Origin of the sequence: Streptomyces sp. SPB074 (assembly GCF_000154905.1) — a bacterium.
Taxonomy (GTDB): domain Bacteria; phylum Actinomycetota; class Actinomycetes; order Streptomycetales; family Streptomycetaceae; genus Streptomyces.
This window is the reverse complement of record NZ_GG770539.1, coordinates 2,022,943-2,037,217: the sequence shown is the minus strand read 5'-3', so window position 1 is coordinate 2,037,217 and position 14,275 is coordinate 2,022,943. Positions and strand designations below refer to the sequence as shown.

Here is a 14,275-nt window from a genome sequence, read left to right as displayed (position 1 = left end):
GCCTCCGGCGGCGTGGCGCGTCAGCGCAGGTGGCCGAAGGCCAGGACGGCGTCGGCCACGGCCTCGGGGTGGACGTCGTCGGCGGTCCTTCCGCCGGCGATCTTCTGCCAGTTGGCCCGGGCGAGCACGCGCTGGACCGCGAGCACCTGGGCCGCCCGCAGCCGCGCCCCGATGCCCTCGCCCAGGGCGGCGGCCAACGCCTCCTCGTCGTCCATCTGGTACCGCGTGAGCCGCCCCGCGAGGCCCGGCGTGGTGAACACCAGCCGGTGGAAGGCCACCACCCCCGGCTCGTCGCACAGGCCGGTGACGGGCTCGTGCCGGTCGAGACCGGCCAGGAAGTGACGGCGCAGCGCCGGCACCGCTCCCGTGCCGGGCCCGCGCTCCCGTACGACGCGGGCCGCCTCGCCCTGGTGGTCCGCGAACCGGTCCAGTACGAGGTCTTCCTTGGTGGGGAAGTACCGGAACAGCGTCGGCTTCGAGACCTCGGCCGCCGCGGCGATGTCGTTGACCGAGACGTGGTCGAAACCGTGCTCCAGGAACAGCGCGAGGGCCACGTCCCCGATCGCCTCGCGCGTGCGCGCCTTCTTGCGGGCCCGCAGCCCCGTCGGCTCGTCCATCTGACCACCGTAACATTGGTGACCCGGTTGCTTTTTTAACCCGGTAACGTTTCTATGGGGTCATGCGACCCACGGACATTCCTCCAGTGCTGGTGACCGGTGCGACGGGCCGGATCGGCCGCCTCGTCATCGGGCAACTCCTCGACGTGGGCGTGCCGGTACGCGCCCTCGTACGTCACGCCGGGGCGGCGGCGACCCTGCCGCCGGAGGCCGAGGTCTTCACCGGCGACCTGACGGCGCCCGAATCGCTCGACCCGGCCCTGAGCGGGGCCAGCGCCGTCTTCCTCGTCTGGACGGCCCCGCCCGGGACCGCAGCCCCCGTCGTCGGGCGGCTGGCGGAGCACGTACGCCGGGTCGTCTTCCTCTCCTCCCCGCACCGGACCCCCCACCCCTTCTTCCAGCAGCCCAACCCCATGGCGGCGCTGCACGCCGGCATCGAACGGTTCCTCGCCGCCACCCGGCTCGCGCCGACGATCATCCGGCCCGGGATGCTGGCCTCGAACGCGCTGGCCTGGTGGGCGCCCGCCACCCGGGCGGGCGAGGCCGTCCGCTGACCCCACGCCGCCGCGGTGACCGCCCCGGTGGACGACCGCGATGTCGCCGCCGTCGCGGCCCTGGCCCTCCGCCGGGACGGGCTCGCCGGGACCGACCACGTCCTCACCGGCGCCGAACCGCTGACCCAGGCCGCGCAGGTCGCCGCCATCGGCGCCGCCCTCGGGCGGCGGATCGCGTACGAGGAGTTGACGCCCGAGGCGTTCCGGACGCTCTGGGAGGTGGAGGGCGCAGGCCCGGTCGCCGACATGCTGCTCGCGGCCTGGGGCGCGGCGGGCGGGCGGCCCGCCTTCGTCAGCACCGCCGTGGCCGACCTCCTGGGCAGGGCGCCGCGCACGCTTCACCAGTGGGCCGCCGACCACGCGGCCGCGTTCACCGGGGAGCCGGACGCGTCGGCCGCGTGACGGGCGCTCCCGCCGTGACGGAACGCGCCACCCGCACCCTCGCGGCACGGCCTCGCGTGCCCCCGCCCTCCCGGCTCCCGCCCCTCCGCCCCAGCTGCAGGTTGAGCCGTTCCGTTGGCAGTGGGTCCTGCTGAAACTCCGGATTCCATGTTGCGTGAGCAGTGGGCCGATCAGCTGATCTTCAGCAATCGTGTGGCCGTCGGGACGGACCGTTGGGCGGGGGTCCGGTGCAACAAGCCGGAGAACCTTTTTCCCGCCTCCCCGGGGGCTGCGCCGAGCTCATGATGCGGCTCGTGCCCGGCGACGCCCGGGGTTCGCGGTGGTCAGGCCGTATGGGAGCGGGTCGAGGTGATCACGACAGATGTGTAGGGCATGGTGGCGTGGCCGCCGAACCTGTCGATCGCGGTCCCGGCGCTGTCCATGACCTCCGCCAACGTGTCCGCGGGGAGTTGGGTGAGGCCGCCGAAGGTGGGGAGCTGGTCGAGCCACTCCTCTCGGGAATAGGTGCGCTCCCAGGTGAAGCGCCACTGTTCCGGCTCGCTGAAGCTGCCGGTCCGGCGGATTCCGTCGGCGATTTTCGCGAACAGTGGCTGGTATGCGTCCACGGCCGAGCCTCTGAGCGCACCGGGGTTGAACGGGGAATCGGGGGCGACGCGTCGGAGTGTTCCGGCGAGGGCGTCGATCACCGCGGCCGGAAGCTGGGGGACGTGGTGGAAGGGGGCGAGTCGGCCGCCGGGCCGGAGCACCTGGGCCGCCTTGGCCGCGCCGGCGACGGGGTCCACCCAGTGCCAGGCGGTGCCGGCGATGACCGCGTCGAACTGCCGCCCGGCCGGTTGCCAGTCCTCGAACCTGGCGACCTCGACCTCGATGCGGCCGCGTCGCGCGAAGGCGGCCGTCCGCTCGTCGGGCTCGACACCGAGCACCGTGCAGCCGGCCGCCTGGAACTGCCGGGCCTCGATGCCGGTTCCGGCTCCGACGTCAAGGACGCGCCGGCCGGGGCTTGCCGCGACGATCCTGTCCGCCAGGGCCTGGGGATACGGAGGCCGGGCACGGTCGTAGCGTTCGGCGTCCACGCCGAACGACTCGGCCGTCTGCCGGTGGCGGTGGGGCTCGGGGCCGGACGTGTCCGGCTGTCCCTGCGATAAAGTGGGCATGTGCCCACACTAATGGGCGGTCGCCCACTTGTTAAGGCGGGGGGCGCGGAAAGGGAGACAATGCCGTCAGGGGTGCACATCCACAACGTGCGCGGCCAGTTGTTCGTAGCCGCCGAGCGCGTCCTGCTTCGGGACGGGCCCGACGCGTTGACCAGCCGGGCGGTCACGGAGGAGGCGAACTGCGCCAAGGGTGTGCTGCACCGACACTTCGCCGACTTCGACGCCTTCCTGGCGGAACTGGTCCTCGATCGCGTCCGCGGCATCGAGGACCGCGCCACGACTCTGCGCGCGGCCGCCGGCACCGGGAGCGTGGTGGACAACCTCACGGACGCGCTGCGGGACCTGTTCGGGCCTGTCACGGTGGCGATCGTCGCGCTCATCACCTTCCGCGACGGCCTCCGCGCCCGGCTGCGCGAGGCCGGTCTGACCGGCATCCCACTGGCCATGCAGGGCACCGCCATGATCGCCGCATACCTCACCGCCGAGCGGGAGTCGGGGCGCCTGGCCGGTGACGCGGACATCGACACACTCGCCCCCACCCTCGTCGGGGCCGGACACCTGCTTTTCGCCGACCGGACAAGTGCCCCACCGCAGACCGCCGCCGTCCGCAAGATGGTGACCACCGTCCTCGCCGGCGCCTTGCGACCACCCCGGTCGTAGGTCGGGCCGCTGGTCGGGTGGCGGAGGATCGCGCCGCGTCCAAGAGGCTGAGCGGGTGCTCTGCTTCATGGAGGAGAGCCGCGCCCGCGGACGTGGCCGCGAGGGGGCTGGTCCGTTCGATCGACTGACGGCCCGGAGGATTGCTGGCCGACTGCTGGAGATCGACCGGCACTGCTCACGCGGACCCGGAACCTGCGCCCGCCCCGTGACGGATTTGCCTCCTGGGGGGCGGGGTGCGTAGAGTCGGGTTCACCGACGCGGGGTGGAGCAGCTCGGTAGCTCGCTGGGCTCATAACCCAGAGGTCGCAGGTTCAAATCCTGTCCCCGCTACCAAGACCGAAGGGCCGGAGATCATTGATCTCCGGCCCTTCGGTGTGTTGCGGCATCCCGGGTGCGACCGCCGCCCGGTGGGTCGGGGGCTCCTGGGGGAGTCTCGTGCCCGGCGGGGTGTTCAGCGGTGTACGTAGCCGGGCTCCGCCCTGGTCAGGCGCTCGCGCAGTCGGGGCACAGGCCGCGGTAGGTGATCTCCACGTCCGAGACCGTGTAGCCGAAGCGCTCGTCCACCGGCAGGTCCTTGAGCGGGTCGCCCGCCGGGCGGACGTCGCGGACGGCGCCGCAGTTCGCGCAGACCAGGTGCTGGTGCGGGTGGTGCGCGTTGGGGTCGTACCGCTTGGCGCGGTGGTCCGTCGCGACCTCGATGACCTCGCCGAGCGAGACCATCTCACCGAGCGTGTTGTAGACCGTGGCACGCGAGATCTCGGGGAGGCGCCGCGCGGCCCGCGCGTGCACCTCGTCGGCGGTCAGATGGACGTGGTCGCCGTCGAGCACCTCGGCGACCACGCGGCGCTGCGCCGTCATGCGCCAGCCGCGCCCACGAAGCCGTTCCAGAAGGTCACTCATAGGGCAAAGGGTAACAGGCGAGCGACCTGATTCCGAACGAGTGTCGCTTTGGAGGGCGGCTTGAATTAGATAAAGTCCAATGCAGGATCGGTCCTGCGGTCCGACCGGGCCGGAACGATGCGGGAGGCAGCAGTGACACAGGGGCAGGGACCACTCACGACCGAGGCCGGGGCTCCGGTCGCCGACAACCAGAACAGCGAGAGCGCCGGCGTCGGCGGGCCCGTCCTCGTGCAGGACCAGTCGCTCCTGGAGAAGCTCGCCCACTTCAACCGGGAGCGCATCCCGGAGCGCGTCGTGCACGCCCGGGGCGCGGGCGCCTACGGGACCTTCACCGTGACCGCCGACGTGAGCCGCTGGACGCGGGCGCGTTTCCTCTCGGAGGTCGGCAAGCGCACCGAGACCTTCCTGCGCTTCTCGACCGTCGCGGGCAACCTCGGCGCCGCGGACGCCGTGCGCGACCCGCGCGGCTTCGCGCTGGAGTTCTACACCGAGGACGGCAATTACGACCTCGTCGGGAACAACACCCCGGTCTTCTTCATCAAGGACGCCATCAAGTTCCCCGACTTCATCCACACCCAGAAGCGCGACCCGTACACGGGCTCGCAGGAGCCGGACAACGTCTGGGACTTCTGGGGCCTCTCGCCCGAGTCCACGCACCAGGTGACGTGGCTCTTCGGCGACCGCGGCATCCCGGCCTCGTACCGGCACATGAACGGCTACGGCTCGCACACGTACCAGTGGAACAACGCGGCCGGGGAGACCTTCTGGGTCAAGTACCACTTCAAGACGGACCAGGGCATCAGGACGCTGACGGCCGAGGAGGCGGCGCGGCTCGCGGGCGCGGACCCCGACTCGCACCAGCGCGACCTGCGCGAGGCGATCGAGCGCGGCGAGTACCCGAGCTGGACGGTGCAGGCGCAGATCATGCCCGCCGCCGACGCGGGGCACTACCGCTTCAACCCCTTCGACCTCACCAAGGTGTGGCCGCACGAGGACTACCCGCCCATCGAGATCGGCAGGCTGGAGCTCAACCGCAACCCGCAGAACGTCTTCGCCGAGGTCGAGCAGTCGGTCTTCAGCCCCGCGCACTTCGTGCCCGGCATCGGCCCCTCGCCCGACAAGATGCTCCAGGGCCGCCTCTTCGCCTACGGGGACGCGCACCGCTACCGCGTCGGCATCAACGCCGACCACCTCCCCGTCAACCGCCCGCACGCGGCCGAGGCGCGGACGTACAGCCGGGACGGCTTCCTCTACGACGGCCGTCACGCCGGTACGAAGAACTACGAGCCGAACAGCTTCGGTGGCCCCCCCGCGCAGACCGGGCAGCCGCTGTGGCAGCCGACGGGCGTCTCCGGCGCGACCGGCACCCACGAGGCGCCCGCGCACCCGGAGGACGACGACTTCGTCCAGGCGGGCACCCTGTACCGGCTGATGCCCGAGGACGCCAAGGACCGGCTGATCACGAACCTCGCGGACTCGATCTCGGGCGTCTCGCGGGACGGCATCGCGGAGCGGGCGATCGCCAACTTCCGCAAGGCGGACGGCGACTTCGGCAAGCGGCTGGAGGAAGCGGTGGCCCTCAGGCGGGCGAAGCGCGCGGCCTGAGCACCCCGCGCCGCCCGGGCCGGGGCCCGTCGGCACCTGTGGACAACTCGGCGGAACCCGCGCGACGGCTCACTCGAAACGGTGAGGCGTCGCGCGGGTTTCCTCGCGTTATCCACAGATGTGCCGGGTTGGGCGGGGGAGGGGGTGGGGATTTGGGAGACTTGTATAGGGGACGCCCCCCTGGGCGGGAGGGGGCTGTTCGCGGTTCGCGGTTTGCTGCGCGACACCCTCGACCGGCCCGGCCCGGCCCGGCCCGGCCCGGCCCCGCTCTCGCGGTCCGGCGTCCCTCCGCATGATGGACGCCCGTACGGATGCCCACGGGTGCGGGCCCCACGGCTTGGGCTCCCAACGGTGGGCGCTCCCGCCGCCGCAAGCCCCACCACTGGGGGCGGGCCCCCACCTCTGCGCCCCCCGCCCCCCTCCCTCAATACCGCTGGTTCAGATAACTCAGCAGCTCGTCGTGCAGCACCCCGTTCGACGCCGCCGCGTTGCCGCTGTGCGGGCCCGGGCGGCCGTCGAGGCCGGTGAAGGTGCCGCCCGCCTCCGTGACCACGATCGCGTTCGCCGCCATGTCCCACAGCGACAGTTCCGGCTCGGCGCAGATGTCGACGGAACCCTCGGCGACCATCATGTACGGCCAGAAGTCCCCGTAGCCGCGCGTCCGCCACACCGCCCGGCTCAGGTCGAGGAGCCCGTTGAGCCGGCCCTGCTCCTCCCAGCCGGTGAGCGAGGAGTACGCGAACGAGGCGTCCGCCATGCGCCGCACGCCCGAGACCCGCAGCCGGCTCGCCGAGGTGAGGCTGCGCCCGGTGAACGCGCCGTGCCCGTACGCCGCCCACCAGCGGCGGTTCAGCGCCGGTGCGGAGACGACCCCGACCACCGGGTGCCAGGTGTCCTGCTCGCCCTCGCGCCCCGGGAACAGCTCCATGAGCGAGATGAGGGTCGCCCAGACCGGCACCCCGCGCACGTAGTTCTTCGTGCCGTCGATCGGGTCGACCACCCAGCGGCGCGGGCCCGTGCCGCGCAGCCCGTACTCCTCGCCGAGGATCGCGTCGCGCGGCCTGGCCCGCTGGAGCTGGGAGCGGATCAGTTCCTCGGCCGCCTTGTCCGCCTCCGTCACCGGCGTCAGGTCGGGTTTCGTCTCGACCTTGAGATCCAGCGCCTTGAAGCGCTCCATCGTGGTGGCGTCGGCGGCGTCGGCCAGGACGTGAGCGAGGCGCAGATCATCGTGGTAGTCGGCCATGCCCGAACAGTATCCACGCGCCCGCCGCGTGATCCAGTCGCGCCCGCGCCACTCCCGGCGCGCCACCCGCGACCGCCGGTACTTCGCGCCCCCGCGAGGGGCGCTCCCGGCGCACCACCCCGCGACCCCGCCGCCCCGCACGGCCCGTCCCGGCGTCGCCCGGCACCGGCCCCGCGCGCCCCCCAAGGTCCCGCCGACCCCGCCCTCAGTGCGCCGATCCCGAGAGCTGGAGCCCGATCACGCCCGCGATGACGAGGCCGATCGAGACGATCTTGAGCACCGAGACCAGGTCGTCCATGAAGACCATGCCGTAGATCGCCGTGCCCGCCGCCCCGATGCCCGTCCACACCGCGTACGCCGGGCCCACGTCGAGCTTCTTCAGCGAGAGCGTCAGCAGGCCGAAGCTGCCGAGCGCGAAGCTGGCGAAGGCGATGGTCGGCCACAGCCGGGTGAAGCCGTGCGAGAGCTTCAGGCAGATCGCGAAGCCCGTCTCCAGCAGCCCGGCCACGACGACCAGCAGCCACGCCATGTGGTGTCTCCTTCACGCTCGTACGGGCCCGCCCGCGCACACCGCCGCCGACGACGGCACCACGCGGCCGGACCGGCCCGCGTCCGCCTCGTGCGGACCCGCCCGAGCTTAGGCCTTTGCCTTCCCTTGGGGGACGCAAACCCCCTCCCCCCGGGCCGGCCGCACCACGCCTGGCGGCCCCTCAGTCCCCCTCGTGCCGCTCCCGGGTGGCCAGCAGCCGCCGCAGCGAGGCGAGCCGCTCCGGGCCCGCGTGCCCCTCGGCGACCCAGGTGTCGAGCGCGCACTCCGGCTCGTCGTGCGAGCAGCCGCGCGGGCACTCCTCCGTCCCCGGCACGAGGTCGGGGAAGGCGAGCACGACGCGCGAGGGATCGACGTGCGCGAGTCCGAAGGACCGCACGCCCGGCGTGTCGACGACCCAGCCGCCCGCCCCGTCCAGCGGCAGCGCGAGCGCCGACGTCGTCGTGTGCCTGCCGCGTCCGGTCACCGCGTTGACGTGCCCGGTCGTACGCCGCTGGTCCTCCGGGACCAGCGCGTTGACCAGCGTCGTCTTGCCCACCCCGGAGTGCCCGACGAACGCCGTGACCTTCCCGTCGAGCAGCTCCCGCACCCGTCCGGCCGCCCCGCCGTCGTACAGCTCCTCACGGCTCGTCACGACGTAGGGCACCCCGAGCGGCGTGTACGTCTCCAGGAGCCGGTCCGGGGAGGCGAGGTCGGACTTGGTGAGGACGAGGAGCGGGCTCAGGCCGCCGTCGTACGCCGCGACGAGGCAGCGGTCGATCATGCGGGGGCGCGGTTCGGGATCGGCGAGCGCGGTGACGACGGCGAGCTGGTCGGCGTTGGCGACGACGACGCGTTCGTAGGGGTCGTCGTCGTCGGCCGTGCGGCGCAGCACCGAGCGGCGCTCCTCGATACGCACGATGCGGGCGAGGGTGTCCTTCTCGCCGGACAGGTCGCCCACGAGCGCGACACGGTCCCCGACGACGGCGGCCTTGCGGCCCAGCTCGCGGGCCTTCATCGCGACGATCCTGCGCCCCTCCACGAGGCAGGTGAGCCGCCCCCGGTCCACGGTGAGGACCATGCCGGAGGCGGCGTCCTCGTGCTTGGGCCTGATGTGGGTGCGGGGGCGGCTGCCCCGGCGCCCGGGGCGGACGCGGACGTCGTCCTCGTCGGGGTTCTTTCCGTAACGGCGCATCGCTCAGGTCCCGTCAGTTCCCGAGCATTCCGGTCCACAGCTCCGGGAAGTCGGGCAGCGTCTTCGCCGTCGTCGCGACGTTCTCGATCTCCACGCCGGGCACCGCGAGCCCCAGGATCGCCCCCGCCGTGGCCATGCGGTGGTCCTCGTAGGTGTGGAAGACCCCGCCGTGCAGCGGGCGCGGGCGGATGTGGAGGCCGTCGGCGGTCTCGGTGACGTCGCCGCCGAGTTCGTTGATCTCCTTGGTGAGCGCCGCGAGCCGGTCCGTCTCGTGCAGGCGCAGGTGCGCGACGCCGCGCAGCGTGGAGGGGGAGTCGGCGAGCGCGGCGACGGCGGCGATGCCCGGTGTCAGCTCGCCGACCTCGCCGAGGTCCACGTCGACGCCGCGGACCCGGCCCGTGCCGCTGAGCGCGAGGCCCGCCTCCGTCAGCTCGCAGGCGCCGCCCATCTCCGTGAAGATCTCCCGGAGCCGGTCGCCCGGCTGCGTCGTGCGCGCCGGCCAGTCCGGGATCGTCACGGTGCCGCCCGTGACGAGCGCGGCGGCCAGGAAGGGCTGCGCGTTGGAGAGGTCCGGCTCGATCGTCAGGTCGCGGCCGAGCAGCGCGCCCGGCGTCACCCGCCACACGTTCGGCTCGCCGCCCGTCTCCGGCTCGTCCACCTGCGCGCCGACCGCGCGCAGCATGTCCACGGTCATCCGGATGTGGGGGAGCGAGGGCAGCGTCGCGCCCGTGTGCCGCAGCTCGACGCCCTGGTTGAAGGACGGTGCCGACAGCAGCAGCGCGCTGATGAACTGAGAGGAACTGGAGGCGTCCACCTCGACCTTGCCGCCGTCCAGCGCCCCGCTGCCGAAGACCGTGAGGGGCAGCGCGCCCCGGTCGCCGTCGTCGATACGGGCGCCGAGCGCGCGCAGCGAGTCGATCACCCCGTGCAGCGGGCGCTCGTAGGAACGCGGGTCGCCGTCGAAGCGGATCGCGCCCTCGGCGAGCGTCGCGACGGGCGGCAGGAAGCGCATCACCGTGCCGGCGTTGCCGACGTCCACGGTCGCCGGGCCGCGCAGCCCGGCGGGGATCACGCGCCACGCCTCGCCCGCGCCCGCGAGCCCGCAGGACTCCGAGGAGACGGTCTCCTCGATGCCGACGCCCATCGTGCGCAGCGCGCTCGCCATCAGGAGTGTGTCCCGCGAGCGCAGCGGGCGGCGCAGCCAGCCCGGCTCGGCGGCGAGCGCGGCGAGCACGAGCGCGCGGTTGGTGATGGATTTGGAGCCGGGTACCCGCACGGTCGCGCGAACGGGCCCCTCCGCGTGCGGCGCGGGCCAGAGGTCGGTCAGTGCAGGCGTCTCGGTCATGACCCTCACTCTAGTCGCTCAGGGTGATCCACGATCCTGTCCAAATGCGCCGAAACCAGTCCGAAACAGGGGTGTGGTAAGCGGGACGGGCGGGGCCGGCGAGGCCCGTTTCACCCGCACGAGGGGCCCCGCGCACGCCGGTGGACACGCGCCGGCGCGCACCTCCCCGGCGTCCCGCGCGGGGTTCACAGCCCGAGCAGCCACCGGCCGCCCGCGACGAGCGAGCCGAGCGAGACCGCGAAGAAGAGCAGCAGCCACAGCCCGGCGGGCACGTGGGTCAGCCGGGCGAGCTGGTCGGGATCGGAGTCGTGGGCGCCCTCGCGCCGCCGCTTGCCCCGGAGCTCGAAGACCGGGCGCACCCCGCCGAGCAGCAGGAACCACACCACGGTGTAGGCGAAGAAGGACTGCGCCTGCGGCCCGGTGAGCCAGGAGACGAGGACGAACGCGGCGCCCGTGACGAGCACGGTGAATATCCCGTACGCGTTGCGGACCATGATCAGCAGGAGCAGGAGGAGCGCCGTCGCCGCCCACAGCAGGAGCGTGATGTGGTGCGCGGCGAGCAGCCACGCGCCGCCGAGGCCGAGGAGCGAGGGCGCGACGTACCCGGCCGCCGCCGTCAGGATCATGCCGGGCCCGGTCGGCTTCCCGCGGCTCACGGTGAGCCCCGAGGTGTCCGAATGCAGCCGGATGCCGTCCAGGCGCCGCCCGGTCAGGAGCGCGACGAGCCCGTGCCCGCCCTCGTGCGCGATCGTCACGGCGTTGCGCGTCAGGTGCCACAGCGGGCGGGGCCCGGCGCCGAGGAGCGCGAGCAGCAGCGCGACGAGGACGACCCAGCGCTCGGGGGAGGGCTGGCCGCTGAAAGCGCGGTGCCAGAGTCCGGGGAGATCGGTGGGGTGCATGGGACGGAACGCTCCTCGGGTCGGGGGTGGACGTGGCAGGCTGAGGCTCATGTGTGGACGGTATGCGGCCTCTCGTGCCCCCGAGGATCTCGTCTCGCTCTTCGGTGTGGAGAAGTGGGAGCCGAGCGAGACCCTGGCCCCCGACTGGAACGTGGCCCCGACGAAGCTCGTCCCCGCGATCCTCGAACGGCCGCTCAAGGGACAGGACGCGGGGGACGGGCGCCCGGTTCGCCAGCTCCGCCCTCTCAAGTGGGGCCTCGTGCCCTCCTGGTCGAAGTCCCCCGAGGGCGCCGCGCGGCTGATCAACGCCCGCGCCGAGACCGTCCACGAGAAGCCCTCCTACCGCCGCGCCTTCGCCGCCCGCCGCTGCCTGCTCCCCGCCGACGGCTACTACGAGTGGGTCACCGGCAAGGAGGAGCGGCGCCTTGAGGAGGAGGGCCGCCGCAAACGCCCCCGCAAGCAGCCCTACTTCGTCACCCCGGCCGACGGCTCCGTCTTCGCGATGGCCGGGCTCTACGAGTTCTGGCGCGACCGCACGCTCCCCGACGACCACCCGCAGGCGTGGTGGGCCACGTGCACCGTCCTCACGACGGAGGCCGAGACCGCCCCGCTCGCGCGCGGCCCCGAGGACGGCCCCCGCGCCCTCGCCGACATCCACCCCCGGATGCCCCTCATGCTCACCCCCGATCGCTGGGACGCCTGGCTCGACGCCGCCCACACGGCCCCCGAGTCCCTCCTCGCCCCGCCCCCCGAGGGCCTGATGCGCGCCTACCCGGTCAGCACCTCGGTGAGCAACGTCCGCAACAACGGCCCCGAACTGGAGAAGGAACTCCCGGCCCCGGAGGAGGAGACGCTGTTCTGAGGGGCGCCGACCAAGCCCCCCGGGAGACGGCGGAGCGGGGTGCGGGGCGGAGCCCCGCGGCACCGTGCGGCGCGTGACCGGGGCCCTGCGGCACCGTGCGGCGCGTGATCGGGGCCCTGCGGCACCGTGCGGCGCGTGACCGGGGCCCTGCGGCACCGTGCGGCGCGTGACCGGGGCCCCGCGGCCCAATCCGGCACGTGACAAGGGCCCCACGGCACAATGCGGCGCGTGACCGAGCCCCGCGGCCCAATCCGGCACGTGACAAGGGCCCCGCGACACAATGCGGCACGTGACTCCTGACCTCGTGCCCACCCCGCACGGCGACGCGCGCATCACCTGGCACCGTGCGGCGGAGCCGCACACCGTGCTCGCCCTCGGCCACGGCGCCGGCGGCGGCATCGAGGCCCGCGACCTCGCGGCCCTCGCCGCCTCGCTCCCGCCCCTCGGCGTGACCGTCGCCCTGACCGAACAGCCCTGGCGCGTCGCGGGCCGCGGACTCGCCCCCGCTCCCCGCACCCTGGACGCCGCCTTCACCGCCCTGTGGCCCGCGCTCACCGGGGCGGCCGGCGGGCTCCCCGTCGTCGCGGGCGGGCGCTCCGCCGGGGCGCGCGTCGCCTGCCGCACCGCCGCGGAACTCGGCGCCGCCGCCGTCCTCGCGCTGTCCTTCCCGCTCCACCCGCCGGGGAAGCCGGAGAAGAGCCGCGCCGCGGAACTCCTCGGCGCCGGACCGCCCACGCTCGTCGTGCAGGGCGGCAACGACCCCTTCGGCCGGCCCGCCGAGTTCCCGCCAGGCCCCTACGACCTCACCGAGGTCCCGTACGCCGACCACTCCTTCCACGTGCCGAAGAAGGCACCACTGGGGCAGGAGGAGGCGGTGAGTCTCCTCACATCGGCGGTGGCCGGGTGGCTGCGCGCGCGGGGCTGAACCCGGCGCGGGAATGCGGCGCGCCGCCCTGGTGTTCTGTCAGGCGTACCGGAACCCCCGGCGTACGAAAGGAAGAGGCCCCGCATGGGAGCGACGATCTGCCCCAGCCGCAGCGGCACGGAACTGGACTGGTCCGTTCTGCACGCGGCGCGCACCACCCGGAACGGCGGCGTGGCCGGAGTCGACCCGAAGGCCCCCGAGGCCCCCGGTCGTCTATTCTCCGAGGCGGGCGCCCGCACCTTCGCGGACGCCGGCACGGTGTCGGAGGAGGTGGGTCGGGTCACTGGGACCGACGCGGGAGAGGACGAGGCGGGGACGCGTTCCGAGGAGAGCGCGGCCGAACGCAGCGCCCGCTTCGAGCGGGACGCCCTCACGTACCTCGACCAGATGTACTCGGCCGCGCTGCGCATGACGCGCAACCCGGCCGACGCCGAGGACCTGGTGCAGGAGACCTACGCGAAGGCGTACGGCTCCTTCCACCAGTTCCGTGAAGGCACCAATCTCAAGGCGTGGCTGTACCGCATCCTCACGAACACGTTCATCAACTCGTACCGCAAGAAGCAGCGCGAACCCCAGCGCAGCGCGGCCGAGGAGATCGAGGACTGGCAGCTCGCGCGCGCCGAGTCGCACATGTCCACCGGTCTGCGCTCCGCGGAGTCGCAGGCCCTGGACCACCTGCCGGACTCGGACGTCAAGTCCGCGCTCCAGGCGATCCCCGAGGAGTTCCGCATCGCGGTCTATCTCGCGGACGTCGAGGGCTTTGCCTACAAGGAGATCGCGGACATCATGGGGACACCCATCGGGACGGTGATGTCCCGGCTCCACCGCGGCCGCCGCCAGCTGCGCGGCATGTTGGAGGACTACGCCCGCGACCGCGGGCTCGTCCCGGCGGGCGCGAGCGGGTCGGACGAGGCGAAAGGCTCGGGCTCATGAGCTGCGGAGAGCCGCACGAGACGGATTGCAGCGAGGTCCTCGACCACCTGTACGAGGTCCTGGACCATGAGCTGCCGGACGCCGAGTGCGTCAAGTACGAGGACCACTTCCAGGAGTGCGATCCCTGCCTGGAGAAGTACGGTCTGGAGCAGGCGGTGAAGAAGCTCGTCAAGCGCTGCTGCGGCCAGGACGACGTTCCCGCCGACCTGCGCGCCAAGGTGCTCGGCCGCATCGAGCTGATCCGCTCGGGCCAGGCGGTGCCGGACGACGACATCTCGCTCCCCGACGCGGTGGAGAGCGCCGCGCGGGAGCGCTGAGCGACCGGCGGCTCGCGCGGCGGGCCGTACGGGACGGCCCACCGGCCCGCCCGGAGGTGAACGGAGGCCGTGTCCCGCAGGGGGCACGGCCTCCGGCGTGCCCGGCTCATCACCGTACGTACCCTCTCTCACCCGTAC

General features: G+C 73.2%; 16 protein-coding genes and 1 tRNA gene. 9 read left to right on the top strand and 8 right to left on the bottom strand.

What is annotated here, in order from left to right; genetic code table 11:
* Positions 1-20: 20 nt before the first annotated feature.
* Positions 21-617: a TetR/AcrR family transcriptional regulator gene (locus SSBG_RS08145; protein ID WP_008745715.1), complete on the bottom strand. Its 597-nt coding sequence runs from the start codon at positions 615-617 to the stop codon at positions 21-23.
* A gap of 86 nt (positions 618-703) precedes the next feature.
* Here SSBG_RS08145 and SSBG_RS34380 point away from each other — a divergent pair, with 86 nt between their 5' ends.
* Both SSBG_RS34380 and SSBG_RS34375 read left to right on the top strand, forming a co-directional pair.
* Entirely contained in the window at positions 704-1,171 is a 468-nt protein-coding gene (locus SSBG_RS34380) for an SDR family oxidoreductase (RefSeq protein ID WP_234010419.1), read from the top strand.
* Between the two features lie 15 nt (positions 1,172-1,186).
* A complete protein-coding gene (locus tag SSBG_RS34375) occupies positions 1,187-1,573 on the top strand; it encodes a hypothetical protein (protein WP_234010418.1) in 387 nt (128 codons plus the stop codon).
* A gap of 323 nt (positions 1,574-1,896) precedes the next feature.
* Here SSBG_RS34375 and SSBG_RS08135 read toward each other — a convergent pair whose 3' ends face one another.
* Positions 1,897-2,727 (bottom strand): class I SAM-dependent methyltransferase, encoded by an 831-nt coding sequence (locus SSBG_RS08135; RefSeq protein WP_008745714.1) that lies wholly within the window; start codon positions 2,725-2,727, stop codon positions 1,897-1,899.
* Positions 2,728-2,799: 72 nt separating this feature from the next.
* Here SSBG_RS08135 and SSBG_RS08130 point away from each other — a divergent pair, with 72 nt between their 5' ends.
* On the top strand, positions 2,800-3,387 hold the full coding sequence (locus SSBG_RS08130; protein WP_037869226.1) for a TetR/AcrR family transcriptional regulator: 588 nt from the start codon (positions 2,800-2,802) through the stop codon (positions 3,385-3,387).
* A gap of 256 nt (positions 3,388-3,643) precedes the next feature.
* Positions 3,644-3,720: transfer RNA gene (locus tag SSBG_RS08125), tRNA-Met, on the top strand.
* Positions 3,721-3,870: 150 nt separating this feature from the next.
* Here SSBG_RS08125 and SSBG_RS08120 read toward each other — a convergent pair.
* A complete protein-coding gene (locus SSBG_RS08120; RefSeq protein ID WP_008745712.1) occupies positions 3,871-4,287 on the bottom strand; it encodes a Fur family transcriptional regulator in 417 nt (138 codons plus the stop codon).
* Between the two features lie 117 nt (positions 4,288-4,404).
* On the opposite strand from SSBG_RS08120, the gene SSBG_RS08115 reads away from it, so the two are divergent.
* The gene (locus SSBG_RS08115; RefSeq protein WP_037869224.1) at positions 4,405-5,892 is read left to right on the top strand and encodes a catalase; all 1,488 of its coding nucleotides are present in this window, start codon (positions 4,405-4,407) and stop codon (positions 5,890-5,892) included.
* Positions 5,893-6,316: 424 nt separating this feature from the next.
* Here the strand turns inward: SSBG_RS08115 and hisN are convergent, their stop codons facing one another.
* The 5 genes from hisN to SSBG_RS08090 all read right to left on the bottom strand — a co-directional run bounded on the left by hisN (position 6,317) and on the right by SSBG_RS08090 (position 11,100).
* Positions 6,317-7,135, bottom strand: coding sequence for a histidinol-phosphatase (gene hisN / locus SSBG_RS08110; protein WP_008745710.1), 819 nt, complete (start codon positions 7,133-7,135; stop codon positions 6,317-6,319).
* A 205-nt stretch (positions 7,136-7,340) separates the two neighbouring features.
* On the bottom strand, positions 7,341-7,664 hold the full coding sequence (locus SSBG_RS08105) for a DMT family transporter (RefSeq protein WP_007822261.1): 324 nt from the start codon (positions 7,662-7,664) through the stop codon (positions 7,341-7,343).
* 181 nt (positions 7,665-7,845) lie between these two features.
* Entirely contained in the window at positions 7,846-8,856 is a 1,011-nt protein-coding gene (gene rsgA, locus SSBG_RS08100; RefSeq protein WP_008745709.1) for a ribosome small subunit-dependent GTPase A, read from the bottom strand.
* A 13-nt stretch (positions 8,857-8,869) separates the two neighbouring features.
* Positions 8,870-10,201 (bottom strand): 3-phosphoshikimate 1-carboxyvinyltransferase, encoded by a 1,332-nt coding sequence (aroA, locus tag SSBG_RS08095; protein ID WP_037869223.1) that lies wholly within the window; start codon positions 10,199-10,201, stop codon positions 8,870-8,872.
* Positions 10,202-10,386: 185 nt separating this feature from the next.
* On the bottom strand, positions 10,387-11,100 hold the full coding sequence (locus SSBG_RS08090) for a M50 family metallopeptidase (RefSeq protein WP_008745706.1): 714 nt from the start codon (positions 11,098-11,100) through the stop codon (positions 10,387-10,389).
* A 49-nt stretch (positions 11,101-11,149) separates the two neighbouring features.
* Between SSBG_RS08090 and SSBG_RS08085 the strand changes: the two genes are divergently transcribed.
* The 4 genes from SSBG_RS08085 to rsrA all read left to right on the top strand — a co-directional run bounded on the left by SSBG_RS08085 (position 11,150) and on the right by rsrA (position 14,137).
* Positions 11,150-11,962 (top strand): SOS response-associated peptidase, encoded by an 813-nt coding sequence (locus tag SSBG_RS08085; RefSeq protein ID WP_008745705.1) that lies wholly within the window; start codon positions 11,150-11,152, stop codon positions 11,960-11,962.
* 280 nt (positions 11,963-12,242) lie between these two features.
* Entirely contained in the window at positions 12,243-12,887 is a 645-nt protein-coding gene (locus SSBG_RS08080) for an alpha/beta family hydrolase (protein WP_037869222.1), read from the top strand.
* Between the two features lie 270 nt (positions 12,888-13,157).
* Positions 13,158-13,820, top strand: coding sequence for a sigma-70 family RNA polymerase sigma factor (locus SSBG_RS08075; RefSeq protein ID WP_037871232.1), 663 nt, complete (start codon positions 13,158-13,160; stop codon positions 13,818-13,820).
* Positions 13,817-14,137, top strand: a complete 321-nt coding sequence (gene rsrA, locus SSBG_RS08070) for a mycothiol system anti-sigma-R factor (protein WP_008745702.1) — start codon at positions 13,817-13,819, stop codon at positions 14,135-14,137. Before SSBG_RS08075 ends, rsrA begins: the two co-directional genes overlap by 4 nt.
* Positions 14,138-14,275 lie beyond the last annotated feature (138 nt).

Excerpts from the sequence above, each read along its gene's own strand:
- SSBG_RS08145 (WP_008745715.1), bottom strand. The coding sequence starts at position 617 with ATGGACGAGCCGACGGGGCTGCGGGCCCGCAAGAAGGCGCGCACGCGC.
- SSBG_RS08135 (WP_008745714.1), bottom strand. The coding sequence starts at position 2,727 with ATGCCCACTTTATCGCAGGGACAGCCGGACACGTCCGGCCCCGAGCCC.
- SSBG_RS08120 (WP_008745712.1), bottom strand. The coding sequence starts at position 4,287 with ATGAGTGACCTTCTGGAACGGCTTCGTGGGCGCGGCTGGCGCATGACG.
- SSBG_RS08115 (WP_037869224.1), top strand. The coding sequence starts at position 4,405 with ATGCGGGAGGCAGCAGTGACACAGGGGCAGGGACCACTCACGACCGAG.
- hisN (WP_008745710.1), bottom strand. The coding sequence starts at position 7,135 with ATGGCCGACTACCACGATGATCTGCGCCTCGCTCACGTCCTGGCCGAC.
- SSBG_RS08105 (WP_007822261.1), bottom strand. The coding sequence starts at position 7,664 with ATGGCGTGGCTGCTGGTCGTCGTGGCCGGGCTGCTGGAGACGGGCTTC.
- rsgA (WP_008745709.1), bottom strand. The coding sequence starts at position 8,856 with ATGCGCCGTTACGGAAAGAACCCCGACGAGGACGACGTCCGCGTCCGC.
- aroA (WP_037869223.1), bottom strand. The coding sequence starts at position 10,201 with ATGACCGAGACGCCTGCACTGACCGACCTCTGGCCCGCGCCGCACGCG.
- SSBG_RS08090 (WP_008745706.1), bottom strand. The coding sequence starts at position 11,100 with ATGCACCCCACCGATCTCCCCGGACTCTGGCACCGCGCTTTCAGCGGC.
- SSBG_RS08085 (WP_008745705.1), top strand. The coding sequence starts at position 11,150 with ATGTGTGGACGGTATGCGGCCTCTCGTGCCCCCGAGGATCTCGTCTCG.
- SSBG_RS08080 (WP_037869222.1), top strand. The coding sequence starts at position 12,243 with ATGCGGCACGTGACTCCTGACCTCGTGCCCACCCCGCACGGCGACGCG.
- rsrA (WP_008745702.1), top strand. The coding sequence starts at position 13,817 with ATGAGCTGCGGAGAGCCGCACGAGACGGATTGCAGCGAGGTCCTCGAC.